Below are 25398 nucleotides of genomic sequence, written 5' to 3'. Positions count from 1 at the left end.
CAAAGCGCCTCAAGGGCTGCATAAACGGACAGAGAAGAGGGACCGCATCTCAGCGATGAGATGCGGTCCCTCTTCCGTGTATGCCGCTCAGTGGCCGCCGGAGGCGAGGTAGGCGCGCAGGTCACCCAGGTGCAGGACGCCGGTGGCGTTGGTGTCGTCCTCGCCGAGGTACATCCGCTGGAGGCTGACGAGCACGGCCTCGGCGAGCGTGTCGCGGAAGCCCGGGTCGGCGAGCCTCGAGGCGTCCTCGGGGTGGGAGAGGTAGCCGGCCTCGAGGCGCACGGCGGGCATGGTCGTCTGCTGCAACAGGCGCCAGGAGCGTCCGTGCGAACGGCAGTTGGCGAGCCCGGTGCGTGCCACGATCTCGCGCTGCAGGATGTCGGCGAGGCTCTCGCCCACGGCCGACCAGGACGTGCGACGGTCGCGGCCGAAGAAGAACGTGGCCACGCCCCTGGCGTCGACGTGGTCGTGGGAGTCGCAGTGCAGCGACAGGAGGATGTCGGCCTCGGCCCGGTTGGCCAGGGCGGCGCGCTCCTCCTCGCTGGGGCAGGTGTGCTCGGTGCGGGTGTAGACGACCGAGACGCCGATCGCGGTCAGGCGGCCCTCGATGCGGCGGGCGAGATCGAGCACGACGTCGGCCTCGCGCAGGCCGTTGACCGTCGCCCCCGCCTCGTCACCGCCGTGTCCGGGGTCGAGCACGACCGTGCGCCCACTGAGGCTGTGGCCCGAGCGGCGCACCCGCTCCTGCTCGCGCAGCACCGTCGACGACCCGCCGGAGACACTGCGGCGCAGGTCGGAGAAGGCCCTGAAGGTGTCCGGACCGACCGAGCCGTCGCCGGGGAGGCCGTAGGCACGCTGGAACGAGCGCACGGCCCGCTCGGTGTTGGGGCCGAAGCGCCCGTCGACGCGTCCGGCCGCGAACCCCAGGGTGTTGAGCCGTTCCTGGAGTGCCGCGACGTCCTCACCGTGCTGCAGGTGGCCGGGGGTGTGGGTCAGGATGCGGTCGCCGAGGCTCCATCGGGCGCCGTCGATGGCCGAGAACGTCTCGGGCCCGACGATGCCGTCGACGATGAGGCCCTGGCGCTGCTGGAAGTCGCGCACGGCCCGCTCGAGCGCTTCGTCGTAGAGCTGGGCATCGATCTCGGGGCCGCCGAGGCCCGAGCGGTCGCCCAGGTGGTCCGGTGACAGCGCGACCAGGCGGGTGCGCACATCCGCGACCGCCGGTCCACGGCTGCCGCGGCGGAGCAGGCCGTTGTTGCTGCTGGACAAAGAGCCTCCTGGGCGGGGACGGCCCACGGTCGGTGGGCTGCGGAACGCGGACGAGCCTAGGCGAGGGGGCCCGGGGCGGCCAACCGCAGCCACGGACCGGGAACGACGATGCCGGCCGTCCCCGGAAGGGGAGCGGCCGGCATACGTCCGACGCAGCGGTGCTGCTGGCGGGGCGCCTCGTCAGCCGAGGTAGTCGGCCAGCTCGCGCACCAGCTTGGGCTTCGGCAGCGCGCCGACGAGGGTCTTGACGACCTCACCCTTGACGTAGACGTTCAGCGTCGGGATGCCGGTGATGCCGTAGCGGCCGGTGATCTCGGGGTTCTCGTCGGTGTTGAGCTTGACGACCTCGATCTTGCCGGCGTGCTCGTTGGCCAGCTCCTCCAGCACGGGGGCGACCGCGCGGCACGGGCCGCACCAGGGCGCCCAGAAGTCCACCAGCACGGGCTTGTCGTTCATCAGGACGTCCTGGTCGAACGTCTTGTCGGTGGTCTCCTTGGTGGCTCCCACGGTGGGGGCTCCTTCCGTCGTGGTGGGTGGTGACGTGGTGAGGGGTGAAGCGGGTGGTGCTCTCGCAGGTGAGTCTGTCAGCGGCTGCTGACAGCGCCCTCGAGCGGGTTCTCGGACTCGATGAGGGCCTGGTCGGCGGCGGGCTCGCCGGCCTCCTCGCGGGCGGCGAGGAAGCGCTCGGCGTCAAGGGCCGCGGCGCAGCCGGACCCGGCGGCGGTGATGGCCTGGCGGTAGGTGTGGTCGACCAGGTCACCACAGGCGAAGACGCCGTCCACGTTGGTCAGGGTCGTGCGGCCCTGGACCTGCACGTAGCCGGACTCGTCGAGGTCGATGACGCCCTTGACCAGCTCGTTGCGGGGGTCGTGGCCGATGGCGACGAAGACGCCGGTGGCCGGCAGCTCCCGGGTCTCGCCGGTGACCGTGTCGGTCAGGGTCACGCCGGTGACCTTGGCGTCGCCGTGGATGGCGCTCACCGCGCTGTTCCAGGCGAAGCGGATCTTGTCGTTGGCCATGGCGCGCGCGGCCATGATCTTGGAGGCGCGCAGCTCGTCGCGGCGGTGCACGATCGTCACCGAGCGGGCGAACTTGGTCAGGAAGGTGGCCTCCTCGACGGCGGAGTCGCCGCCGCCGACGACCACGATGTCCTGGTCGCGGAAGAAGAAGCCGTCGCAGGTCGCGCACCAGGAGACGCCGTGGCCGGAGAGGCGCTTCTCGTCGGGCAGGCCGAGCTCGCGGTAGGCCGAGCCCATGGCGAGGATGACCGCGTGGGCGCGGTAGGTGTTGCCCTCGGAGTCGGTGACCGTCTTGATGTCGCCCTCGAGGTCGACTGCGGTGACGTCGTCGGTGACCAGCTGAGCGCCGAACCGCTCGGCCTGGGCGCGCATGTTCTCCATCAGCTCCGGGCCCATGATGCCGTCGCGGAAGCCGGGGAAGTTCTCCACCTCGGTGGTGTTCATCAGGGCGCCACCGGCGGTGACGGCGCCCTCGAAGACCAGCGGGTTGAGGTTCGCCCGAGCCGCGTAGACCGCTGCGGTGTAGCCGGCCGGGCCGGACCCGATGATGATGAGGTTCCGGACGTCGGACACGTCACTGCTCACAGATACAGCCCCTTGTGGTCTGGATGGGTGCGGACCGCAAGATGCGGTGCTAGTCGCCTGAACAGATCGTAGGCCCTCTTTGTTCCGCCTTCCCACGGGGCAGGCCGCGACACGCGGCCGGTCAGCGCAGCTTCACCGGGCCCATCAGGAGAGCCGGGTGGCCGGTGGAGCAGGAGCGTTGCACCGCGTATGCCGTGTGGCCGGCGCCCGTGGTCAGCACCACCACCGCGGCCGGCTGGCCGTCGAAGGTCCCGAGGTCGGCCGTGGCGGTCGTGTAGCGGTCGGTGGTCAGGGCCGACAGGCACGACCGCAGCCCGATCTCGGTGCCGATCGGTCCGATGGAGGGCGCCTCGGCGCTGAAGGGGGCCGCCTGGTCACCTGGCGAGGCCAGCAGGGCCGCGGCCTGGGTGTCGAAGGCGCCGGAGGTGTAGGCACGCGCGGTGTGGTGGATGCTCACGGGCACGGCCAAGGCCTTGTCGGCGGAAGAGGAGTCCACCCGTGGTGCGACGGCGCCTCCCGCCGAGCTCTCCGCGCTGGCGGCCGCCGCCCCGGAGGAGGCGGTGTCGCCGCCGGCGCCCCCGAACAGGGCTCCGAGGGCGCCGGGAGCGGTGCCGCTGAGCAGTGACCCGGCGCCCACTGCGATCACGGCCGCAGCGGCGGCGGCCAGGCCGGCCGTGCGCCACAGGGGGCGGTGCGGTCGCGTCGGCTCGTGGAGGAGGCGGGGCACCCGCCGGCGCTCCTGCTCCTCGGCCAGGCTGGCGGTGATGCGGGCGACGAGGTCAGCGGGCATCGGTCCCGGTTCCGGCAGCGAGGACAGCAGCGCGCGCATCCCGGTCGGGTCGTCGTCGGGGTCCGGGGGCCCGGGCGGCGGCTGGCGCAGGCTCACGACAACCTCCTGGCATGACGGTGGTCGGCCCCGGAGGGGGCCGGGAGGGCCGCTCCACGGCGGCAGGGCTGACAGTTGTACGACGTCACGGGGCCCCCGAAGGTTCCGCGACCCCGGTGACGGAGGGGCCCAGCAGGGTGGCCAGCGCGGCCCGACCGCGGGCGCAGCGCGACTTCACGGTGCCCTCCGCGACCTCGAGCACGGCGGCGGCCTCGGCCACCGGCAGGCCGTGCATGTCGACGAGGACCAGGGCGATGCGCTGTCCCTCGGGCAGGCGGGCCAGCGCCTCGAGCACGTCGAGGCGGGTCTCGACCTGGCCCGGTGCGTCGTGGCGGTCGGCGATCTCCCGGTCGGGCAGCGGCACCACCGGGCGCTCGCGGCGGAGCCGGTCGAGGCAGGCGTTGACGACGATCCGGTGCAGCCACGTGGTCACCGCAGCGTCCCCACGGTAGGAGTCGGCCCGGCGGAACGCGGCCAGAAACGCCTCCTGCAGACAGTCGGCGGCCAGCTCGCGGTTGCCGGTCGTGCGCAGGGCGACGGCCCACATGCGGTCGCGGTGACGGCGGAACAGCTCCCCGAAGGCAGCTCCGTCGCCGGCACAGTGTTGGGCGAGCAGGTCGCGGTCGGTTCGCTGCTCGAGGGGAAGGTCCCCGCCCATGCCGACGCCCCCCGCCGTGTTCCTACCGGACCGTGATCTCGGCCAGCGTGGCGCGGTACCGGCCGTCACTGACCTGGCTCACCTTGGTGAACCACACGATGACGTACTTGCCGGTCGCCGGCTTGTCCCCGGTGATGGTGACGGTGCCCTTCTTGCCGTTGGAGCTGCCCAGCTCGGTGGCGCCGTCGAGTGTGTTGTCGCCGTTGACGTAGACGGTGAGGTCGGCGGCATCCGGCAGCTCGAGCTCGACCTGCTTGACCTTGGCGGCCTGGCCGAGGTCGACGATGATCCCGACGCCCTTCTTGAGGCCGCCGAGGTTCGCCGACGCGTAGCCCTCCGAGCTCCAGAAGGTGGACTTGTCGCCGTCGTAGACGCGCGGGGCCTCGCCGTTGCGCTCGCGCCCGTCGCCCTCGGGGTCGAAGCCGGCCGCGCTCAGGATCGCGAGCGGCTCGCCGGTGGCCTCCGTGGTGGGCTGCTGCGTCGGGGTGTCGCTCGGCGTGACCGTCTGCGTGGGGGCCTTGACAGTCACGGTGGGCCGCGGCGTGCCCTCGGTGAGGTCGAGGCCGGAGCCCGAGCCGATCTGCGAGACCCCCCAGAAGCCGAGCAGGGTGGCCACCACGACGAAGGCCGCGATGATCGCCAGTGCCATCTTGGACTGGTCGCGGGTGGGGGCGGCGGCCGTCTCCGGCGGCAGGAGGGGGAGCGGCGGCTCGACGTCCTCGTGGCCGGCCAGCAGGGCGTCGTCGAGGGAGACCCGGTCGCGCTCGTCGGCCTCGTGGGCAGCCGCCCGCGCTGCGCGCCGCTCGGCAGCCTTGTCGGCGGCCGCACGGGCGAAGCTGCCCACCTTGCCGGCAGCAGCACCGGCGGCGTGGCCCGCGGCCTGACCGGCTGTGCCGATTGCGCCGGCCACGGCAGCCGCCGCGGCGGCACCGTGGTGGGACTCGTCCTCGTGGTCGACCCCGTCGGCGGAGGGCGCCGTCGTGGTGCCGGCGGCTGTGCCGGCTCCGGGGTGCAACGGCAGCCGGGTGGTCGGCTCCGAACCGGACCCCCGTGCCGGGGACCCCTGCGACCCTTGGGCACCCTGCTGGGCACCCTGGGAGCCCTGGCCGGGTGCCTTCGCCGGGAACGGAAGGGCGAGGGTCTTCTCCGCCCCGCCGGACGAACCGGCGGCCGCGAGGTCGGCGAGGGCGATCGGCTGGGTGGCGGTGCCGCCGAGGCCGCTGACCATCGTCTTGGACCAGGGGGCGATCTGGGTCGCGAAGTCACCGGGGGTGAGCGGGCCCTCGTCGTCGTTGAGGGTCAGCCGGCACAGGGCGTCGAGGTCGCCGGGCACTCCGGCTGCGATCTCCGACGGCGCGGGCACCCCGCCCACCAGGTGCGGAGCACCCTCCAGGCCGGGCACCTTGGTGGGCAGCGGCCAGCGGCTGGTCAGCGCGGCATACGTGATGGCCACGACGCCCACGGCGTCGGCACGCGAGGCCTCGGCCCCGCCGAGCTCGTCCTCCCCGGCGAGGGCGGCGGCGGTGGCGAGGCCGGAGACCTTCACCGCCCCGTCGCCGGTGCGCCAGACGTGGTTCGGTGTCAGCTGCAAGTGGTGCAGCCCCCGGCCCCGGGCGGCCTCGAGCCCGACGGCCGTCTCGCCGGCGATGCGGCGGGCCTCCTCCGAGGGCAGGCCGCCCTGGTCGAGCAGGTGGGTGAGGGTGTGCGCCTCGTAGAGGGCCTCCTCGACGAAGAACGAGACCCCCTCGGAGCGGCCGACGTCGAGGATGCGCACCAGGCGCTCGTTGTCGATCCCGGCCGCGCGACGGGCGGCGTCGAGCGCGGCGTCGGCGTTCGGGTCGTCGGTCGGGAAGACCACGATGACGACGTCGCGTTCGAGGGTGGTGTCGTGCGCGGACCAGCGCTCGGCCCGGGGCAGCTGGGCGAGGCGGCGCTGGACGGCATACCGGCCTCCCAGCACCGTGGATGGTCCTACGCCGTGCACGCTGCCTCCTCGGTGCGGTCGCGTCGTTTCACGTCGGTCGGGGTGCTCATCCTAGGGCGTGGCACTGGGGCCTCACCCACGGCGCGCGCGGACCCGGCGCACCACCGGGTCGAGGAGCACCGCCACCTCACGCACCCGCAGAGCGTGGGCGACGGCGAGGGCGACCGGGAAGAGCACGGCCAGCCCGACCACGACGACGACCAGCGACGACGCCCAGGTGAGCTGGCCGTCGGCGTCCTGGGGCAGCACCTGGTGCAGCAGCCACACCACCAGGACGGTGGGCAGGGCGGCCACCACGGAGGCGATGGCCACCCGGACGTAGAGCTGCGTCGTGGAGCGCAGGTGCAGCGAACCGAGGACGCGGCGCAGCAGCCACAGGCCGAGCACGGCGGCCACGGTGTTGGAGATGGTCTGGCCGAGCCCGACGACGACGCCGGTGCGGTCGGGGGGCACCACGGCGGCGACGAGGTTCGCGACCGTTGCCACCACGGTGACGACGACCTGCAGGTAGAACGGGGTCTTGGCGTCCTCGTAGGCGTAGTAGACGCGTTGCACGAGGTAGAGCCACCCGAACGGCAGGATGCCGAGCATCATCGCGATCATCACGCCGGCGATCGCCGAGGCCTCGTCGGGGGAGTTGCCGGGGAAGGCCACGCGCACGGCAGGGGCGCCGAGCACCACGGCGGCGACCGTGGCGGGCAGGAGCACGACGGCGGGCATCTTCAGCCCGCGTGCGACGTCGTCGACGATCTCGCTGGTGCGTCCGGCGTGGGCGGCCTGCGACATGCGCGTGAACAGCGCCGTGACCAGCGAGAGCGTGATGAGCGAGTGCGGCAGCATGAAGAGCAGGAAGGCGACACCGTAGGCGGCCTTGCCGGCGCCCACCTCGCCGGCGCGGTGGAGCAGGTCACCGGCCCGGGTCATCACCTTCGAGGTGACGATGAAGCCGAGCTGGCTGACGCCGATGGCCGCGAACGTCCACAGCGCGACTCGAGAGGCCGAGCCGAGGCCGTAGCCACGCACGCCCCACACCGGGCGGTAGCGGAAGCCGATGCGGCGCAGCGGGATCACGAGCACCAGCGCCTGGGCGGCGACGCCGAGGGTCGCCGTGCCGGCCAGCAGCCAGATCATCGACGGGGTCCACTCGCCGACGGGGACCTGCTTGCCGAAGGCGAACCGGAACACCACCAGGCCCGCGATGGCCACGACGTTGGCCACCGCCGGTGCCCACATGTATGCCGCGAAGTGGCCGCGCGCGTTCAGCACCTGTCCCAGCAGCGTGTAGACGCCGTAGAGGAGCACCTGGGGCAGGCAGATGAAGGCGAACGCGGTGGCCAGCCCGAGGGCCTCCTCGTTCCAGCCCTGCGAGAACAGCCGCACCAGGACCGGTGCGAGCGCCGTGACGAGCACGGTCGCTCCCGCGATGATGGCGAACGAGATGGTCAGCAGGCGGTTGACGAACTCGTGGCCGCCGTCGTCGTGGGTGGCCGCCTTGGTGATCTGGGGGACCAGCACGGCGTTGAGCACGCCTCCGGCGAGCAGCAGGTAGAACTGGTTGGGCAGCGTGTTGGCCACGTCGAAGGTGTCGGCCGCGAGACCGATGCCGACGACGCCGGTCAGCGTCGAGGTCCGGACGAAGCCGAGCAGCCGTGAGACCACCGTGCCCAGGGCCATCAGCGCGCTGTTGCGGGCCAGGCTGACGTCGGTCATGCAGTCCTTTCGGGGGTGGGAACCGGCTCGGCGGCGTTGCGCGGGGCCGGCTTGCGGCGCACGGAGCGCCAGATGCCGAGCAGAAGGATGATCCCTGCGATTCCGCCGAGGGTCCAATAGACCCAGTCACCGGTGGGCGTGACCTGCACCAACACGTCGGCGCCCTGGCCGATGACGGTGCCGTCGGGCGTGGTGAGCGTGGTCCGGATCGGCACCGTGCCGGCCGCCAGGGTCGTCACGCTCACCACGGCCGTGGCTCGGCTGTTGGCGCCGATGCGCATGACGGGCGGCTGGTTGTCGATGCGCAGCCGTGGGTTGGCCGGCTCGAGGGTCAGCTTGACGTTCTCGACCGCGACGTCGTTCTCGTTCTCCACCGTGATCTGCAGCCGGCCGGTGTCGGCGATGAAGTTGATGTTGCGCCGCGAGACCTTGATGGCCGTCGTCGTGTCACGCGTCGCGCTGACGACCCCGGCGTTCAGCCGGTTCCAGCCGGCGGGCGCCGACCGCCACCGGGTGGAGGCGAGCTGCTCGGCGGCCCGGCCCCAGGTGCGGGTGAAGAGGTCGCCGTCGTCACGGATCAGCCCCACGCCGCGGACGGTCCGCAGGCTCTGCTCCAGCGACGCGATCCGGCGCGGGGTGAGCAGGGGCTCGGCACCGGCATACGGGTCGGTCGCGGAGGCGCTGGGCGCCTCGGTGGGGGTCGGACGGGTGCCGACCTCCTGCGGCATGGGCACCGCCTGCTTGGCCTCGTTGAGCAGGGTGCGGGTCGACACCGGTGCCAGCCAGGGGATGTTCGAGACGCCGCTGAGGAAGGCGGCCGCGGCGGTCGGGTCGGGGTCGAAGGAGCGGGGGGCCACGACCAGCACCGAGCGCGAGGAGGTGCCGGGCCGCTCGTCGAGCAGGGCGACGGTGTCGGCGATGAAGTGCTGAAGATCGGCGGCGGCGCCGGTCGGGTTGCTCGTCCCGGCGAAGAGGTTGCTGAGCTCGTCGTCGTAGCCGAGCACCGGCAGTCCGTCGGCGCTGCGGCGGTGCGCGTCCTGGGTGTTGGCGTCGAGGGGCAGGTTCGACTGGGCGGCGAGCTGGGCGCCGAGCCGCGGCTCGCGGTAGAGCCGGCGCAGGGCCTCCTCCCGGGCGGGGGTGTACCGCCCGTCGACGGGCCAGGCCACGTCGGCCCGTCCGTCGATGGCCCGGGCCACCGTGGCAGACCGGGAGACCAGCTCGCTCATGAGGGACGAGCTGGTCTCGGCGTCGGCGGCGGCCGCGATGTCGGCGTCGGTGTCAGGCAGCACCCAGGGGGAGTGGGCGGGGGCGGCGGCGCGGATCCGCTTCTCGACCGCCGACCGCACGGCCGCCTCGCCGGTGGACTGGCCCCCCTGGGTCTGGTCGCCCTGGGTCTGGGTGCTCGGCGTCGGGTTGTTCTGGGTCTTGCTCTTGCCGGTGGGCTTCGGCTCGGGGGCGCCCTCGGGGAGGAGGCTGGGCAGCAGGGTCGGGTCGATGGCCCAGGTGACGGGTGCCGACTCGGTCGTCTCGAGCACGCGGGTCAGCCGGGAGCTCGCGCCGAGGACGCGTTCCCAGGCGGCCGTGCGGGCCGTGCCCTCGGCACCGAAGAGGGCGGGGTCGGGGTCGAGGGTGAGCGGGACGACCCAGCCCAGGCGCAGCGGCTGGTACTGCTTCTGTCGCTGGTAGCCGGCGAAGGTCCGCAGGCTGGCGTCGCCGACCTCGACCGACAGGGGGAGCGCGCCGTAGGTCGGGGTGCGCAGGCTGGCGGCGTTCTTGACGCTGACCGAGAAGCTCGCGGTGGCACCGGCGGCGAGGGAGGGACCGAGGCCCTTGCGCCCGACCTCCCTGCCCTCGGCCGGGCCCTGCCCGGCGGCCCACCGGTCGACCGCCTCACGGGTGGCCAGCTGCTGGTCGCCGAGCACGACGCGAGCCACCGGGCGCGACACCGCCGAGCTGCCCGGGTTGGTGACGGTGCCCTGCACGGTCACGGCTTGACCAGGGGTGGCAATGGTGGGGGAGACGGAGGTCAGGGTGATCTGCAGGCGCGAGTCCGCGGCTGGCTCCTGTGGCGCACGGTATGCCGCGGTGCCCGTCGTGCTCGCGGGCGCCGCTTTGGAGTGAGTGCCGCTCGCGGGCGCCGCTTGGGCAGGAAAGGAGGCGAGGCCGAGCGCAGGGAGGAGCAGGGTGACCACGGTGACGGCCCGGCACACCCCGAGCCGGCGCATCACTCGCTCCCGGACAGCCGCTGCCATGCCTGCCGGGCGATGCGCCGCTCGTTGGGGAACGTCAGGTGCCGGTGGGCCTCCGCCAGCGGCAGCCAGGCGACGTCGATGGCCTCCTGGTCGGGGTCGTTCTCGATGGTGAGGAAGCCGCCGGTCGCCTCGAGGAGGTAGTGGTGCACGTACTTGTGCACCCGCTTGTCGCTCGTGGCGAACCAGTAGTCGATGGTGCCGAGCTCGGTGAGCACCCGGCCCTCGATGCCGGTCTCCTCGGCGACCTCGCGCGCGGCGGCCTCGGGGAGGGTCTCGCCGTCCTCCATGTGGCCCTTGGGCAGGCACCACTCCACGCGGCCGGCCCGGTTGCGGCGGGCGATGACGGCGATGCGGGCCTCGCCCTTGAACACGTCGACGATGATCCCACCGGCTGAGCGCTCCTCCACCGCTGGCAGCCGCCGGGCGGCGGTGCCGGGGGTCGGCCGCTCGGGGTCGCGCGTGACCGGTTCGGGGTCGCGCGCGGGGGAGGTCATGCCCGTCACTCTAACCAGCGTTGCTGGTGGGCGGCCCGTGCGGCGCGAGCCGCAGGGGCGGTCACCACCACGGCGGTGTGACCCGGCGTGATGACCTGGACCGGCCTGTGCGGCGCGGTCACGCTTGGATGGGAGGCGGTCGCCGCGCGGCTATCCTTTCCGGGTGCTGCCGCAGACCCTTGCCCCCACGGAGAGGGTCGCGACCCCGGAGGCGCCCCATCGCCCGCCGCGGCTGACCCTCCTCGACGGGCTCCGGTTCCTCGCCGCGCTGGCGGTGGTGGGCTACCACTTCACGGCCATCAAGACTCCGGTCTGGGGCACGCCCACCATCTCGGCGTTTCCCGAGTTGCACCAGGTGACCCGTTACGGCTACCTCGGGGTGGACCTGTTCTTCTTCATCTCGGGGTTCGTCATCCTGATGACGGCCTGGGGTCGCGAGCTGCCGGCATACGTCGGGTCGCGCGTGGCCCGGCTGTTCCCCGGCTACTGGGCCGGCGTGCTCCTCACCGGCGGCCTGTTGCTGGCGGTGTCCAACGTGTCGGGCAAGGACGTGACGATCCCCCAGGTCATCACCAACCTGACGATGTTGCACGAGCCCAACGGCGTGAACCATGTCGACGGCGTCTACTGGACGCTGTGGGTGGAGATGCGCTTCTACCTGCTCGTCGGCCTGCTCATGCTGGTGGGCCTGACGCGCCAGCGGGTGCTGGCCTTCGCGACGCTGTGGCCCGTGGTGGCGGCCCTGGCGGCCACCACCGATCAGGCTTTCCTCAGCGAGCTGCTCATCGCGCAGTGGGCGCCGTACTTCGCGGCGGGGATGCTGCTCTACCTGGTGCACCGGGAGGGGTGGAGCCCCCTGCTGGGAGGACTCGTCGGTCTCCAGGTCGTGCTGGCCATGACCAAGGCGGCCGACTACGCCCACATCATCCACCGCAAGACCGGCGGCGAGGCGAAGTCGCTGGTGGCGATGGCCGTGGTGCTGCTGTGCTTCGCCGCGGTCGCGCTGGTCACGACCACCCGGCTGCAGCACGTCCGGTGGCGCCTGGCCACCACCCTGGGGCTCCTCACCTACCCGCTGTACCTCGTCCACGAGTACTGGGGGCTGTTCGTCATCTCCAAGCTGTCCGGGAGCCTGCCGCGACTCGTGGTGCTCCTGGTGGCCGTCCTGTTCGTGCTGGGCCTGGCCTGGCTGGTCAACCGCGTCGTGGAGCGTCCACTCGCGCCCCTCATGAGGCGCTGGGTGACGCAGGGCCTGCGCACACCCGCCGAGCGCACCGCAGCGCCCGCCGCACGCACCACTACCTAGGGTCATCACCTTGCCGTCTCCGTCATCCCCGTCCTCGTCGTCCCCCGCCACTGCCCAGCCGTCTGCCGCGCTGCTGCGGCAGGCCGTCGCGCACCTCGCCCCGGTCGTGCCGATCCTCACGGAGCTCGGGCAGCTCTTCGCCGGCGCCGGCCACGAGATCGCACTGGTCGGCGGACCGGTCCGCGACGCGTTCCTGGGCCGGACGTCACCCGACCTGGACTTCACCACCAGCGCCGCCCCCGACCAGACACAGCGCCTGCTCGCCGGCTGGGGCGATGCCCACTGGGACATCGGCAAGGAGTTCGGCACCATCGGCGCCCGCCGCGGTGACGTGACCGTCGAGGTGACGACGTACCGCGCGGACGCCTACGACCACCAGACCCGCAAGCCCGTCGTCGCCTTCGGCGACAACCTCGAGGACGACCTGGTCCGCCGCGACTTCACGATGAACGCGATGGCGCTGCGGCTGCCCTCGCTCGAGTTCGTCGACCCGTATGCCGGCCTGGCCGACCTCGCGCGGAAGGTGCTCCGCACGCCCGGCTCACCGGAGGTGAGCTTCGCCGACGACCCGCTGCGGATGATGCGGGCGGCCCGGTTCGCGGCCCAGCTCGGCGCCCACCTCGACCCGGCCGTCGAGCAGGCCATGCGCGAGCGGGCCAAGACGCTGCAGATCGTCTCGGCCGAGCGGATCCGCGACGAGTTCAGCAAGCTCCTGCTCGCCCCGCAGCCCCGCGCAGGGTTGGAGATCCTCGTCGAGACCGGTCTGGCTGACCAGATGCTGCCCGAGCTGCCCGCCCTCAAGCTCGAGGTGGACGAGCACCACCGCCACAAGGACGTCTACGAGCACTCGCTCATCGTGCTCGAGCAGGCCATCGCCCTCGAGGGGCCGGCTGACGGCCCGGCGGACTCGGTGCCGGGTCCTGACCTCGTGCTGCGCCTCGCCGCGCTGCTGCACGACATCGGCAAGCCGGCCACGCGCAAGTTCGAAGACGGCGGCGGTGTCTCCTTCCACCACCACGAGGTGGTCGGCGCCAAGATGGCGGCCAAGCGGCTCAAGGCCCTCCGCTACGACAAGGAGACTGTCAAGGCCGTCGCCCGGCTGGTCGAGCTGCACCTGCGGTTCCACGGCTACGGCGAGGGCCAGTGGACCGACTCGGCCGTCCGTCGCTACATCACCGACGCGGGGCCGCTGCTCCAGCGCCTGCATCGGCTCACCCGCTCGGACTCGACGACGCGCAACCGGCGCAAGGCCGAGCGCCTGTCGCGCACCTACGACGAGCTCGAGGTGCGCATCGTCCGGCTGCAGGAGCAGGAGGAGCTGGGCAGGGTGCGGCCCGAGCTCGACGGCAACCAGATCTCCGAGGTGCTGGGCATCAAGCCCGGCCCGCTGCTGGGCCGCGCCTACAAGTACCTGCTGTCGGTCCGTCTGGACGAGGGGCCGATCGGGGAGGAGGCCGCCAAGGAGCGGCTCCTCCAGTGGTGGGCCGACCAGCCCGAGTCGCAGACCGGCAGCACTCAATGACAGCACGGGCGCCATCCGCGGGTCGCGAGCAGGAGGCAGACCGGACGTCCACGAAATATGACATTCTGCCCCGAGCACAAGGTGGGGACAGAGGAGAGTCACAATGAGCAGGGCCGAAAGCCAGACGGTGGACCATGCGCAGGCGTACCAACTGGGGGTCGTCATACCGACCTATGGGGTCGAGCGCTATGTGCAGGACTTCCTCGACTCGCTGACCGCTCAGACGCTGCCTCTGGAAAAGGTACAGCTCGTCTTCGTCGATGATGGTTCGCCGGACCGCTCAGCGGAGCTCATTCAGCAGTGGATCGACGCAGTGGCGCCGCACGCACAGCTGATCCGCAAGGAGAATGGTGGCCTCGCGTCGGCACGCAACGAGGGCCTGCGGCACATCACCTCGACGTGGGTCAGCTTTCCCGACCCCGACGACATGTTCCATCCCTCGTACTTTGCTGAGATCGCGTCGTTCTTGGCCGCGAACGCCGACCAGCACGTGGACCTGCTGAGCACTCGCCTACTCCTCCTCAACGACGCGACCGGAGAGGTGACGGACACGCACCCCTTGCGCCGGAAGTTCCGGCGTGGAACGCAGATCGTCGACCTGAGCCGCCACCCGGAGTACATCCATCTGCAGTCTGCGACGGCCTTCTACCTGACGGACCGGCTCAACGAGCTAGGGCTGCGTTACGACGACGACATCAAGCCGAACTTCGAGGACGCCTTTCTCACGACGCTCTACCTGGCCTCAAGGGCGCGGCCGCGTCTCGGCATCTTGACGGAGGCGCATTACCACTACCGCCGTCGCGAGGACGGCAGTTCGCTGGTCCAGAGCAGCTGGCACAAGCCTGAGAAGTACGTGCACCTCCCCGAGGTCGGATATCTGCGCCTGCTCGAAACCATTCACGGGCAGCTTGGTCACGTGCCCGTGTGGGCACAGAACCTCGTCCTCTACGACCTGCTGTTCTACTTCCGGCAGGACGAGCGCATCCACAGCGCCACCGCTTGGATCGGCAAGCCGATCGCAGACCCCTTCCACCACCTGGTCGAGCGGATCTTCCAGTACATCGACACGGAGACGATCGAGGGAATCACGCTTCTGCCAACCTCGCTCCAGCTGCGTGACGCCCTGGTGCTCGGCTACAAGAAGGAGCGGCAACGGCCGATAAGCCTGCCCTTGATCCGCATCGACAGCGGTCGCGAGATCGTCCAGGTGCGCTACTTCTACGGCGGCGACCTTCCCCTCGAGGACTTCCGGGTCCGCGGCATGGCGATCGAACCGGTCTTCGCAAAGATTCGCGACGTCACCTACTTGGGCCGTGTCCTGATGCGCGAGCGCATCGTTTGGCTGCCGGCGACGGGCACGATCAGGATCGCCTTGGATGGCAGACAGGTGCCGTTGACGCTCGGCGCGCCCCAGGAACCCGTCTTCGTCATGCGTCCCGCTGTCATGTGGCGTCGGCTGACCCGGTACTCCGGACCGGCCGCAGTCCGCGGAGACAAGACCCCGACGCGCTCGGGAAGCGTGGCGCGTCAGGTAGCACGGTCAGCGAAAAGGACTGCGAAGCAGACGATCGTCGGTGCGCAGGGCCGGGTCGAAGGCGTGAGGGCCGCCTTTACCGACGAGGGCCGCACTGCGCGGCGGGACAAGCGCCTCCGTGAGCGCGCGAAGTCCCGGGCAGTCCGCGCGAGGTACGGCAACGCCTGGACCTTCATCGACCGTGACAACCAGGCACAGGACAACGCCGAGCACCTCTACCGGCACATCAGCCGGAACCACCCGGAGATCAACTCGTGGTTTGTCCTCAACAGGGACTCGACTGACTGGGACCGACTGAGCGCGGAGGGCTTCCGGCTCGTGGAGCATGGCTCGGACGAGCATGTGCTGTTGCTGCTCAACACCGATCACCTGCTCTCCTCGCAGGTGGACCACTACATCGTCAAGCCGCTGGACCCAAAGCGGCATGGCAACAAGAGTTGGCGTTTCACCTTCCTGCAACACGGGGTCACCAAGGACGATCTGTCACGCTGGGTGAACCGCAAGCCCATCAGCCTCTTCATCACGGCGAGTACAGACGAGCACGAGTCGATCGTCGGAGACCACACGCCCTACATCTTCACCGGCAAGGAGGTCGTCCTCACCGGCTTCCCACGCCACGACAGGCTCTTGGAACTGGCCCAAGCGAGCAAGGATCGGTCCCTCCTGCTCGTCATGCCGACGTGGAGACGCACCCTCCTGGGCGACCTGGTCAACAGCGCCGGGGGCAACGAGCGGCAGCAGGTCCAGGGATTTTGGGAGTCCGAGTACGCGGACAACTGGATGTCGCTCCTGAACTCGGACCGGCTCAAGGAGATCGCAGCCGCAAACGGCCTCGAGGTCGTCTTCATGCCGCATCCCAACATGCAGGGGTACCTCGACGACAGCCCGCTCGCGGAGCACATCACGGTCTGCCGGTACTCGGATACCGATGTGCAGGAAGTCCTGGCGCGGTCGGCCCTGATGGTCACCGACTACTCGTCGCTCGCTTTCGAGATGGCCTACATCGAGCGGCCGGTCGTCTACTTCCAGTTCGACCAGGCCGAGTTCTTCGCGGGCGGCCACGCCTACCGTCGTGGGACGTGGAGCTACGAGGAGGACGGGTTCGGTCCCGTGACAGTCGACACCGAGCGCGCCCTCGCAGCCATCGAACAGGCAGCCAGGCTGCGCGCGGTCCCCGACGAGATGTACGGACCGCGAATGCGCGACATCTTCCCTCACCGTGACGGGCAGTGCAGCGAGCGTGTCTTCCAGGCGGTGCTCGACATGGACCGCCCCATGCCCTACAGGAGGGCGTACCTCAGGCGAAGCCATCCTGAGCTCACGCCACTGGGGCTCGACGCGTCGAACGGTGCGGCCGTCATGAACGGGTCGGCCACCGTCGTTGTGGGGACCGGCAACGAAGTGACCACGTCCTCCTGAGCATCGAGGCTGAACGATGAAGAACCTGTCCGAAGGCGAGACGACGACCTCGGGCGCCGCGGCCGCCCTCGTGCCCGCAAAGTCGGTCCCTACCCGTGCGAGGGCCGGTCGTCTGCGCGTGCTCGACGGCCTGAGGCTGTTCGCCGCTCTGAGCGTCCTCGCCTTCCATTTCACCGCCCGTGACAGCTATGCCTGGGGGATGTCGCCGTGGGAGAAGTTCCCCCAGCTGTCCCGGGTCACGCAGTACGGCGAGCTGGGCGTGAACCTCTTCTTCGTCATCAGCGGGTTTGTCATTCTGATGACCGCCTGGGGCCGGAGCGTCGAGAGCTTCAGCATCTCGCGCGTCACACGGCTCTTTCCTGCCTACTGGGTATCAGTCGCAGCCACGGCCCTGCTGCTGATCTTCGTCGTACCCGACTCGGGGGTTGACGTCTGGGAGGCGATCGCAAACCTGACGATGATGCAAGACGCCATCGACATCCGTCACGTGGACGGCGTGTATTGGACTCTCTGGGTGGAGCTTCGCTTCTACCTTCTGATGGGTCTGCTGCTGGTCTGGGGTCTGACCCGTGCCCGGGTCATCAGCCTCATCGTCCTTTGGCCGCTGGTTGCCGCCCTGGTGCACACCACGGATCAGGCTCTGCTGTCCAGCCTTCTTATCTGGAACTACGCACCGTACTTCGGTGTGGGGATGGCCCTCTTCCTCATCTACCGCGAAGGCGGCAGCGCGTTCCACTGGATGCTCGTTGCGTACAACTGGGCTTTCATCGTGGGACTCACGGGCCGCTACCACCCCAGTGGGCCCCTCACGAAGACGCACTACCAGCCGTCGCTGCTCGTCCAGATCACGCTCATCACGGTCTGCATCGGACTCGTCGCACTGTGCACCACCGACGCCGCCCAGAAGATCGAGTGGCGGTGGCTGACCACGGCGGGCGCCCTGACGTATCCCCTCTACCTGCTTCACGAGCACTGGGGCTGGTACTTCATCTCGCGTCTGCGCGAGTTCACTCCTGCGTATGTCACGCTCGCCCTCGTGACCGGTGCCTGCCTGCTGATGGCATGGGTCGTTCACGTGGCAGTTGAGCGACCTCTGGCCCCTCGAATCAAGAGGTGGCTCCAGAGCGGCCTGGCATCGGTCCAGAGTGAGACGGCCCCGGCTGATGCGACGTCCCTCCCCTCCTGAAGCCAGCGCTCGCCGTTGCTGCCTCTGATGGCCATGCTGACGCCGACCTTCGAGGTCAGGCGGGCGGCTTCTCGAAGCTGCTGGGCTGGGGGAAGTAGGCGCTCAGGAAGTCGCCGATGATCTTGGCCTGCGTGGCGACGTCGATCCGGCTCGAGTCGTGGTCGTTGAGGCAGAACACGTCGAAGTCACGCGTCGACAGCAGCGACTTCAGGCGCAGGGGCGTGTCTTCACGGGCGATGTCGGCGTAGAAGTAGCGGATGCCGCCGGGCACGGCACGGCCGGTCGCGTAGGAGTAGTAGTGCGCCAGGGCGGCGGAGATGGACACGTCGTCGTGGCTGCGGAACTGCGACGCGGCGGTGCGCTCGAAGTCGGCGGCGAAGTCCTGCTCCATGTCGCGCAGGACGGAGCGGCGCTGCGGGTGCGGCACGTGCTTGAACTTGTTGGACAGCGCCCGGTCGAACATCTTCACGATGAGGTCGCGGTTGTTCTTCGCCGCGCTCATCACGGGCATGTCCTCGGGCGCCGCCGGCCCGAGCCCGACCTTGGCGTGCGAGACGAAGAACTTCGACAGCCCGTTGCTGTGGAAGAACAGGTCGGGCGAGACCGGCCGTCCGAAGAAGACGTCGTCGTTGAGGTACAGGTAGTGCTCGCTGAGCCCGGGAATCCGGTGCAGCTGGCTCTCGATGGCGTGCGAGTTGAAGGTCGGCAGGCGGCCGCGGTCGCCGAACAGCTCGCGGTGGCTCACCACGGTCACCCGCGGGTTCGTCGTGTCGAGCCATGCCGGCACCTGGTCGTCGGTGACGAGGTACACGTGCCGCACCCAGTCGGCATACATGTCCAGCGAGCGCAGCGAGTAGCGCAGCTCGTCGCGGGAGACGAAGCGGCTGTCGTTCGCGGCGAGCGCGTGCATGACCGCGGACCGCGACAGGTGCTCGTTCTGTGCCTCGGCCTTGCGCAGGATCCAGTCCGGGTCGCTGCCGTCGACCCACGTGTAGACCACGTCGATCGGCTCGGTGACCTGGAAGAGGTGGGGGTGGTCGATGGTCTCCAGCATCGGCCGCGGCGTGCCGTCGACCGGGCGGAGCACGGTCTTGCGGGCGGACGGGGTGATGACGTCGGCCCAGCGGTTGCGTCGCGGCATCACCAGCGACCCGGCCGGCACGGGCTCACCGTTGAAGGCGGCCGGCTCGCTGTGGCTCGTCTCGCGCCAGAACTCCAGGTCACAGCCGAGCTCGGGGCCGCCGAGGTAGCCGCCGGACTCGCTGGCCAGCACCTGGAAGACACACACCACGTCGGCGCGACGGGGCAGCGGCGACCGGCCCACCAGTCGGGGGTTGCGGGTCTTGCGGTCCTTCACCGGGGCGATGTAGGTCGGTCCGCCGCGCAGCTCCTTGCCGAGAACCTCGAGAGCGCGGCCGCGGTGCTTGCGGGAGACGACGACGATGCGGCGCCGTTCGGGCTCGGCGTCGAGCACGAAGTAGGGCACGTCGTGGGCTTCGAAGGCGTCCGCGACCATGGAGAGGTGGCGGGCGAGCACCTCGCTGGAGCGGAAGTGCGACACCTTCTGGGCGATGTACGGCTCACCCTGCAGCTCAAGGGCGACCGTGCCGTCCGAGAGCCGGCCCGAACCCATGCGGAGCATGGTCACCCGGCTCTTGCGCCAAGCGTGGTGCACGCGGGTCTGGCCGTATGCCGCGGCGCGCAGCTGCTGCCACACGGGGGCCGGGAGCGCCTTGCGCACCTGCCGTCGCAGGGACACCGGGACGGCGTCGACCACCTTTCGCACGTGGTTCCCCCTCTCTACAGCACTAGAAACCCCGGGCTACCTTAATGGAACCTTCGAGGATCCTGTATGACGCAGTGCCTGAAACCGGGCATATGCCGTTCACGCGACCAGATCCCCTGAAGTGCCCGACCCCTTTCGCGGGACTTTCTCCCCATTGACCCGATGTGGGAGGCTGTGCGCCGGCAGGCCCGATGGGGAGTGCTCCCCATGTCGGGGTGGGGACCTTCTTCCATACCCTTGGGCGGGCTCGCCCGTGCGCGCTCACACGAAGTGCGCACCGCATACAGGAACGGCAGTATCCGGAACCACCGGGTTGGGCGAGCAGCGCGAGGGAGGAGCACTGCGGTGAGTTCAGGCGTGGGCACCGTGACAGGTGCAGCTGCCTCGAGTGCCGCCGGCGTGCAGACGCTGGCCTACCCGAGCCCCCAGTTCCCCGGTCCGCCGACCGTTGCCGTCGACATCCCGGCCGACTGGTCGCCCGTGCGCGTGGCCGGCACCCTGCTCGCCGCCCGGCGCACCGCCAGCGAGAGCGCCTTCGCGCCCAACGTCGTGGTCCGCGGCTTCACCCGCTCCAACCAGTTCACGATCGGCCGTGCCCTCGGTGAGCTGGCGGCCTACGTCGCCCGGCAGGACGGCGGGGAGATGGAGACCCCCTTCGAGGTCGAGATCGAGCGCGTGCCCTTCGTCGGCGTGAACGTCTCGTGGACCGACCAGGCCATCGGCGACGTCGTGCAGGCCCACCTGTTCGCCGGCGCCCGGCGCGGCCAGGTCGTCGACCTCATCCAGGTGACCGGGTCGGTCGGCGGCCCCGACGCCGAGTCCGAGTACGCCGCGATCCAACAGGTGATGCAGACCGTGCGAGTGAAACGCTGATGGCCTCGAGCATGGTGCTGCGCGCGGGCGCGGCCACCGACGTCGGTCGGGTGCGCCAGCACAACGAGGACAGCCTCCTCGCCGAGGACTCGCTCTTCGTGGTCGCCGACGGCATGGGCGGCCATGCGGCCGGTGAGGTCGCCAGCGGCATCGTCGTCGAGACCATGGCCGGCCTGCTGCGCCGCGAGCGGCTGCGCCCCGAGGACCTCGTGGCGGGCCTGGCCGAGTGCAACGCCCGCATCCTGCAGTCCGTCGCCCGCCACCCCGAGCAGACCGGCATGGGCACCACCGCCACCGGCCTGGCCGTGGTCTCGGCCGGCGGCAGCGACCACTGGGCCGTCTTCAACGTCGGCGACTCCCGGGTCTATCGCATGCTCGGCCGCGAGCTGAGCCTCGTGACCGTCGACCACTCCGAGGTGCAGGAGATGGTCGACGCCGGCCTCATCACCGAGCAGGAGGCGGCCCGCCACCCCCTGCGCAACGTCGTGACCCGCTCCCTGGGCACCGAGACTGCCCCGACTCCCGACGTCTGGGTGTTCCCACCGCACCCGGGCGAGCGCTTCGTCCTCTGCTCCGACGGCCTCTCCAACGAGCTGAGCCGCGAGCGCATCGAGCAGGTCGTCACCGACCACGACGACCCGCAGCAGGCTGCCGAGGCGCTGGTGCGCGCCGCGGTCGAGGCCGGCGGTCGCGACAACGTCACCGTCATCGTCGTCGCGCTCGACGCCGGTGACGAGGACGACGGCGACGTCGACACCGCACCGCGGAACGGGGCGGGGTCCAGGGCGTGAGCACGGCGGGGGTGACGGTCCAGGAGCAGCGGGGGTGGAGCAGCATCACTGCTGCCGGCCTGCACGTCCTCGTCCGCTGGGACGCCGCAGCCCCGCAGCTGCCCGACCTGCGGCGAGCGGCCTCCTCTGGTGACCTCGACGAGGTGCTCGACGTGCTGGCCGGCGCCGGCGTCCGCTCCGCACCCGACTTCGTGGCCGTGCAGGAGGGCACCCCGGCCCGCGTCGTGGTGCGTGGCAGCGCGTATGCCGCGGTCTCGGCTCCCACCGGCGAGGTCACCGTGCGTGCCACCGGCCGGGGACCGTGGGCCGACGAGGACGCGCCGGGGGACGCGACCGGCATCGACCTGCGCACCGGGGAGCCCGAACCCGAGCCGGCACCTGTCGTCCCGGCGCCCGCTGCCACGCCGGCCCCTGCCACGCCGGCCCCTGCCCAGCCGGCACCCTCCGGCTGGCGGCTCCCGAGCCGGCTCGGCCGCGGCCGTTCCGCCGACCCCGAGCCCGCAGCATCGACCGCCCATGGCTCCGACGCCGAGGAGGTCGAGGAGCTGCCCAGCTACGACCACCTGTTCGGCGCCACCCAGCACGGCCGCCCCGACCCGGCCGAGCCGCGGTACATCGAACCGCACGACACGGACAGCATCTCCGAGCCCGGCATCGGCCAGGCGCCGGTGGCCGCCGCCGGAGGGTTCACCGAGCCGACCTCGCGCTCCGACCAGACGCTGCCCCCGCCGACAGACACTGCACAGGTTCGTCCCTCTGCGCCGCCGCAGGCCCAGGCGTTCGAACCGCCGCGCCAGCCGCCGGCCCCACCCGCCGCACCGACTGCCGTGCCGCCGCCCACCCCCGGTGGGCTCATCGACTCGGTGCCGTGGCGCAGCGGCGGCACCAACATCGCCCCGCCCGAGCCACCCCAACCGGCGCACGAGCCCGGCCGCCCTGCGCACGAGCCCGCCCGCCCTCCGGACCAGCCCGCCCACCCCGTGGACCAGCCCGCCCACCCGGCGCCACCGGAGGGCGCCCCGTCCGCCTCCTCCACCCAGGCTCCGGCTCCTACGCCGCTGCGCCCCGCTGGCGTGCACACACCGCCACCCGCGCCGACCCTGCGCCCGATGGCCCCGCCGCCTGCCCCGGTCGCCGACCCGGCGCCGCCCACCCGGGTCCCGGAGCCCGCCGCGACAGAGGCCCTTGAAGAGGACGACGCCGACGACGCCGAGGCCACCGTCGACCGCAGCGCGCTGCTCGCCGCTCAGCAGGTCGAGTCCGGGCCGCTCGTGCCGGCCGTGCTCTGCCCGGCCGGCCACCCCAGCCCGCCGCACGCCGGGACCTGCCGCACCTGCGGACGCGACATCCCGCCGCAGCAGCCGTTCCAGACCGCCCGGCCCCCGCTCGGCGTGCTGCGCCTGGCCACCGGCGACGTCGTGACCCTCGACCGCGGGGTGCTGCTCGGCCGGTCTCCGAAGGTGCGCGCCGACCTGCCCGCGGCCGACCGCCCTCACCTGGTGAAGGTGCCGAGCCCGGAGAACGACATCTCCCGCAACCACCTCGAGGTGGTGCTCGAGGGCTGGCACGTGCTGGTGCGCGACCTCGGCTCCACCAACGGCACCACCGTGGCCTTGCCCGGTCAGGTGCCCGTGCGCCTGCGCCCCGGCGACCAGCAGGTCATCGAGCCCGGCACCATCCTCACGATGGCCGACGAGGTCAGCCTCACCTTCGAGGTCGGCGCGTGAGCACCGCCGTGCCCCCGGAGATCCCGGGCCTGGTCTACGTGCAGCCGGTGGGCTCCGGCGGCTACGCCGACGTCTTCCTCTACGAGCAGCAGATGCCGCGCATGCCCGTGGCGGTAAAGGTGCTCAAGGGCGAGGGCCTGACCCCGGCGATCCGCCAGCAGTTCACCGACGAGGCCGACACCATGGCCCAGCTCGGCGACCACCCCTACATCGTCCAGGTCTTCCGCGCCGACACCGCCGCCGACGGCAGGCCCTACCTGGTGATGAAGTACTACCCGCCACCCAACCTGGCCGTCCGCGCCCGGCGCGAGCGCTTCACGGTGGAGGAGGTGCTGCGCACCGGCATCCAGCTCGCCAGCGCGGTCGAGACGGCCCACCGGGCCGGCATCATCCACCGCGACATCAAGCCGGCCAACGTGCTCGTCAGCCAGTACGGCGCACCCGGCCTCACCGACTTCGGCATCGCCGGCCAGCTCGGCCACCACGGTGGCGTGGGCGATGACGTCGCTGGCGGGGACGACGACGGTGACGACGTCGGCGTCTCGGTCCCCTGGGCGCCGCCGGAGGTGCTGTTCGGGCAGAGCAACGGCGACGAGCGGGCCGACGTCTACTCGCTCGCGGCCACCCTCTGGCAGCTCCTCGTGGGGCGCTCGCCGTTCGAGGTCCCGGGTGGTGACAACACGGCATACGCGCTGATGCCCCGCATCCGCTCGACCCCGGTGCCGGCCACCGGTCGTGCCGACGTGCCGGTCTCGCTCGAGCGGCTGCTCGCGCTCGCGATGGCCAAGGACCCCTCGGCCCGCCCGGCGAGCGCGCTCCAGCTCGCGCGCGCCCTGCAGGCGGTCGAGCAGGAGCAGCGCTTCGCCCGGACCGCCATCGTGGTGCTCGACGAGCAGGGCCAGACGACGCTCGCCGACCACAGCGGCCCGCGACCGGAGGACGGCGACGACGACCGCACCCGGGTGCGCGCCCCCAAGGCGGTGCAGGCCCAGGCGCCGGCGCCCGCGCGACCCAGCCCCCCGGCATACCCGGCACCGCTGTCGGGCTCGACCACCATCCCTGCCGCCGGCCGGGTCACCCCCCACTCCGGCAGCAGCACCGCCGCCCCGAACGACGACCTCGCCGACGAGGGCACCGTGCGGGTCGACCGCTCCCGCGCCCGGCAGGCCGCTGGTTCCACGGGAAACATCGCGCCCGCCCCCGGCGAGGCCCCGGCCTCGGGGACGGCCGAGCGGCCGCAGACCACCCTCAGCCCGGCGGTGGTGCTCGGCGTCGTCGGGGTGCTCGTGCTCGCCCTGGTCGGGGTCGGAGCCTGGGCGCTCGCAGGTCGCGGCGAAGCCACCCCCACGCCGACCCCGTCGGCGCCGACCCTCTCCGGCCCGACTGACGACGCCGCCCTCGACGTGCCGCAGACCCCGGAGCTCGAGGCCCGGGCGGTGACCGGCGGCGTGCGGTTCGCCTGGTCCTACCCCGGCGCCGAGAAGGCCGACACCTTCCGGTTGCGGGTGGCGCCGACCACCGACGGGCTGCCGGACGCGAGGTTCCAGCTGCCGAAGTCGGCGTCGCAGACGATCAAGACCGGCAAGGGCCGTCAGCTGTGCGCACAGGTGCAGGTGCTGCGCAGCGGAGCGTCCTCCGTCTGGTCGGAGCCGGCCTGCGAGAAGGCGGGGTAGCGGCGTGGGTGTCACCGTCGACTTCTGCGGTGAGCGGTTCATCGCGCCCGAGGACCGCCCGCTCACCATCGGCCGGTCCGGCGACGTCGAGATCGACGACAACCCCTACCTGCACCGCACCTTCCTCCAGGTCGTGCACGACGGAGGGCTGTGGTGGCTGGCGAACGTCGGCTCCACCATCACCGCCACCGTCGCCGACCACAAGGGCCTCTTCCAGGCGTGGCTGTCGCCGGGCGCCCGGGTGCCGCTGGCTCTCGAGCACTTCACCGTCTGGTTCACCGCCGGCCCGACCACCTACGACTTCGAGATCGAGGTCGACACCCCGGTGTTCACGGCCGTGGCGCCCGACCCCGCCGCCGACGACAGCACCGGCGACACCACGGTCGGCCGGGTGTCCTTCACCCCCGACCAGAAGCTGCTCATCGTCGCCCTCTGCGAGGGCTTCCTCCGGCGCACGTATGCCGGGTCCGGCCAGATCCCGTCGTCCGCGGACGCGGCGGCGCGGCTGGGCTGGAAGGTCACGAAATTCAACCGAAAACTGGACAACGTGTGTCAAAAGCTGGCCGATGCTGGTACTCGTGGACTGCACGGGGGCCCGGGGAAGCTCGCGAGCAACCGCAAAGCGCGGCTCGTCGAGCACGCCCTGTCGACCAGGCTGGTGACTGAGGCCGACCTCGCGCTGCTGGACAGCGGCGCGGGTGACGCTGACGAGGGGGAGTAGCTG

At 71.4% G+C, this 25398-nt stretch carries 19 protein-coding genes; 9 read left to right on the top strand and 10 right to left on the bottom strand.

What is annotated here, in order from left to right:
* Positions 1–87: 87 nt before the first annotated feature.
* From BMW78_RS10635 to BMW78_RS10595, 9 genes are all read right to left on the bottom strand, one after another.
* Complete coding sequence (locus BMW78_RS10635; RefSeq protein ID WP_091759048.1) at positions 88–1269, bottom strand: N-acetylmuramoyl-L-alanine amidase; 1182 nt, start codon at positions 1267–1269, stop codon at positions 88–90.
* 180 nt (positions 1270–1449) lie between these two features.
* The gene (gene trxA / locus BMW78_RS10630; protein WP_091759046.1) at positions 1450–1776 is read right to left on the bottom strand and encodes a thioredoxin; all 327 of its coding nucleotides are present in this window, start codon (positions 1774–1776) and stop codon (positions 1450–1452) included.
* A 77-nt stretch (positions 1777–1853) separates the two neighbouring features.
* Positions 1854–2861, bottom strand: coding sequence for a thioredoxin-disulfide reductase (trxB, locus tag BMW78_RS10625; protein WP_091759044.1), 1008 nt, complete (start codon positions 2859–2861; stop codon positions 1854–1856).
* A gap of 133 nt (positions 2862–2994) precedes the next feature.
* A complete protein-coding gene (locus BMW78_RS10620) occupies positions 2995–3759 on the bottom strand; it encodes a hypothetical protein (protein ID WP_091759042.1) in 765 nt (254 codons plus the stop codon).
* An 85-nt stretch (positions 3760–3844) separates the two neighbouring features.
* Positions 3845–4417 (bottom strand): RNA polymerase sigma factor SigM, encoded by a 573-nt coding sequence (gene sigM / locus BMW78_RS10615; protein ID WP_091759040.1) that lies wholly within the window; start codon positions 4415–4417, stop codon positions 3845–3847.
* 22 nt (positions 4418–4439) lie between these two features.
* Positions 4440–6401, bottom strand: a complete 1962-nt coding sequence (locus tag BMW78_RS10610; RefSeq protein ID WP_143056216.1) for a hypothetical protein — start codon at positions 6399–6401, stop codon at positions 4440–4442.
* 72 nt (positions 6402–6473) lie between these two features.
* Positions 6474–8111: a murein biosynthesis integral membrane protein MurJ gene (gene murJ / locus BMW78_RS10605; protein ID WP_091759037.1), complete on the bottom strand. Its 1638-nt coding sequence runs from the start codon at positions 8109–8111 to the stop codon at positions 6474–6476.
* A complete protein-coding gene (locus tag BMW78_RS10600) occupies positions 8108–10336 on the bottom strand; it encodes a DUF6049 family protein (RefSeq protein ID WP_091759035.1) in 2229 nt (742 codons plus the stop codon). The genes murJ and BMW78_RS10600 overlap by 4 nt, the downstream gene beginning before the upstream one ends.
* The gene (locus tag BMW78_RS10595) at positions 10336–10857 is read right to left on the bottom strand and encodes an NUDIX hydrolase (RefSeq protein ID WP_091759033.1); all 522 of its coding nucleotides are present in this window, start codon (positions 10855–10857) and stop codon (positions 10336–10338) included. The genes BMW78_RS10600 and BMW78_RS10595 overlap by 1 nt, the downstream gene beginning before the upstream one ends.
* A 163-nt stretch (positions 10858–11020) precedes the next feature.
* Here BMW78_RS10595 and BMW78_RS10590 point away from each other — a divergent pair, with 163 nt between their 5' ends.
* From BMW78_RS10590 to BMW78_RS10575, 4 genes are all read left to right on the top strand, one after another.
* The gene (locus tag BMW78_RS10590; protein ID WP_177180350.1) at positions 11021–12163 is read left to right on the top strand and encodes an acyltransferase family protein; all 1143 of its coding nucleotides are present in this window, start codon (positions 11021–11023) and stop codon (positions 12161–12163) included.
* Positions 12164–12173: 10 nt separating this feature from the next.
* Positions 12174–13685 carry a CCA tRNA nucleotidyltransferase gene (locus BMW78_RS10585; protein ID WP_245735777.1) on the top strand — a complete coding sequence of 504 codons (1512 nt, stop codon included), beginning with the start codon at positions 12174–12176 and terminating at the stop codon, positions 13683–13685.
* A gap of 103 nt (positions 13686–13788) precedes the next feature.
* Positions 13789–16638 carry a CDP-glycerol glycerophosphotransferase family protein gene (locus tag BMW78_RS10580; RefSeq protein ID WP_091759029.1) on the top strand — a complete coding sequence of 950 codons (2850 nt, stop codon included), beginning with the start codon at positions 13789–13791 and terminating at the stop codon, positions 16636–16638.
* A 16-nt stretch (positions 16639–16654) separates the two neighbouring features.
* The gene (locus BMW78_RS10575) at positions 16655–17824 is read left to right on the top strand and encodes an acyltransferase family protein (RefSeq protein ID WP_091759027.1); all 1170 of its coding nucleotides are present in this window, start codon (positions 16655–16657) and stop codon (positions 17822–17824) included.
* Positions 17825–17879: 55 nt separating this feature from the next.
* Here BMW78_RS10575 and BMW78_RS10570 read toward each other — a convergent pair whose 3' ends face one another.
* Positions 17880–19610 (bottom strand): stealth family protein, encoded by a 1731-nt coding sequence (locus BMW78_RS10570; protein ID WP_143056215.1) that lies wholly within the window; start codon positions 19608–19610, stop codon positions 17880–17882.
* A 345-nt stretch (positions 19611–19955) separates the two neighbouring features.
* On the opposite strand from BMW78_RS10570, the gene BMW78_RS10565 reads away from it, so the two are divergent.
* From BMW78_RS10565 to BMW78_RS10545, 5 genes are read left to right on the top strand one after another with little or no spacing between them, the layout of a single operon-like run.
* Positions 19956–20483, top strand: coding sequence for a hypothetical protein (locus BMW78_RS10565; RefSeq protein ID WP_143056214.1), 528 nt, complete (start codon positions 19956–19958; stop codon positions 20481–20483).
* Positions 20483–21274 carry a PP2C family protein-serine/threonine phosphatase gene (locus BMW78_RS10560; RefSeq protein ID WP_091759021.1) on the top strand — a complete coding sequence of 264 codons (792 nt, stop codon included), beginning with the start codon at positions 20483–20485 and terminating at the stop codon, positions 21272–21274. The genes BMW78_RS10565 and BMW78_RS10560 overlap by 1 nt, the downstream gene beginning before the upstream one ends.
* Positions 21271–23001, top strand: a complete 1731-nt coding sequence (locus tag BMW78_RS10555; RefSeq protein WP_091759019.1) for an FHA domain-containing protein — start codon at positions 21271–21273, stop codon at positions 22999–23001. Before BMW78_RS10560 ends, BMW78_RS10555 begins: the two co-directional genes overlap by 4 nt.
* Complete coding sequence (locus BMW78_RS10550) at positions 22998–24674, top strand: serine/threonine-protein kinase (protein ID WP_091759017.1); 1677 nt, start codon at positions 22998–23000, stop codon at positions 24672–24674. Before BMW78_RS10555 ends, BMW78_RS10550 begins: the two co-directional genes overlap by 4 nt.
* A gap of 4 nt (positions 24675–24678) precedes the next feature.
* A complete protein-coding gene (locus tag BMW78_RS10545) occupies positions 24679–25395 on the top strand; it encodes an FHA domain-containing protein (protein ID WP_091759015.1) in 717 nt (238 codons plus the stop codon).
* The last annotated feature ends 3 nt before the right edge of the window (positions 25396–25398 follow it).

It is taken from the genome of Pedococcus cremeus (assembly GCF_900111375.1).
Classification (GTDB): domain Bacteria; phylum Actinomycetota; class Actinomycetes; order Actinomycetales; family Dermatophilaceae; genus Pedococcus_A; species Pedococcus_A cremeus.
This window is presented reverse-complemented; position numbering and strand designations above follow the sequence as displayed.

Excerpts from the sequence above, each read along its gene's own strand:
- sigM (WP_091759040.1), bottom strand. The coding sequence starts at position 4,417 with ATGGGCGGGGACCTTCCCCTCGAGCAGCGAACCGACCGCGACCTGCTC.
- murJ (WP_091759037.1), bottom strand. The coding sequence starts at position 8,111 with ATGACCGACGTCAGCCTGGCCCGCAACAGCGCGCTGATGGCCCTGGGC.
- BMW78_RS10600 (WP_091759035.1), bottom strand. The coding sequence starts at position 10,336 with ATGCGCCGGCTCGGGGTGTGCCGGGCCGTCACCGTGGTCACCCTGCTC.
- BMW78_RS10595 (WP_091759033.1), bottom strand. The coding sequence starts at position 10,857 with ATGACCTCCCCCGCGCGCGACCCCGAACCGGTCACGCGCGACCCCGAG.
- BMW78_RS10580 (WP_091759029.1), top strand. The coding sequence starts at position 13,789 with ATGAGCAGGGCCGAAAGCCAGACGGTGGACCATGCGCAGGCGTACCAA.
- BMW78_RS10575 (WP_091759027.1), top strand. The coding sequence starts at position 16,655 with ATGAAGAACCTGTCCGAAGGCGAGACGACGACCTCGGGCGCCGCGGCC.
- BMW78_RS10560 (WP_091759021.1), top strand. The coding sequence starts at position 20,483 with ATGGCCTCGAGCATGGTGCTGCGCGCGGGCGCGGCCACCGACGTCGGT.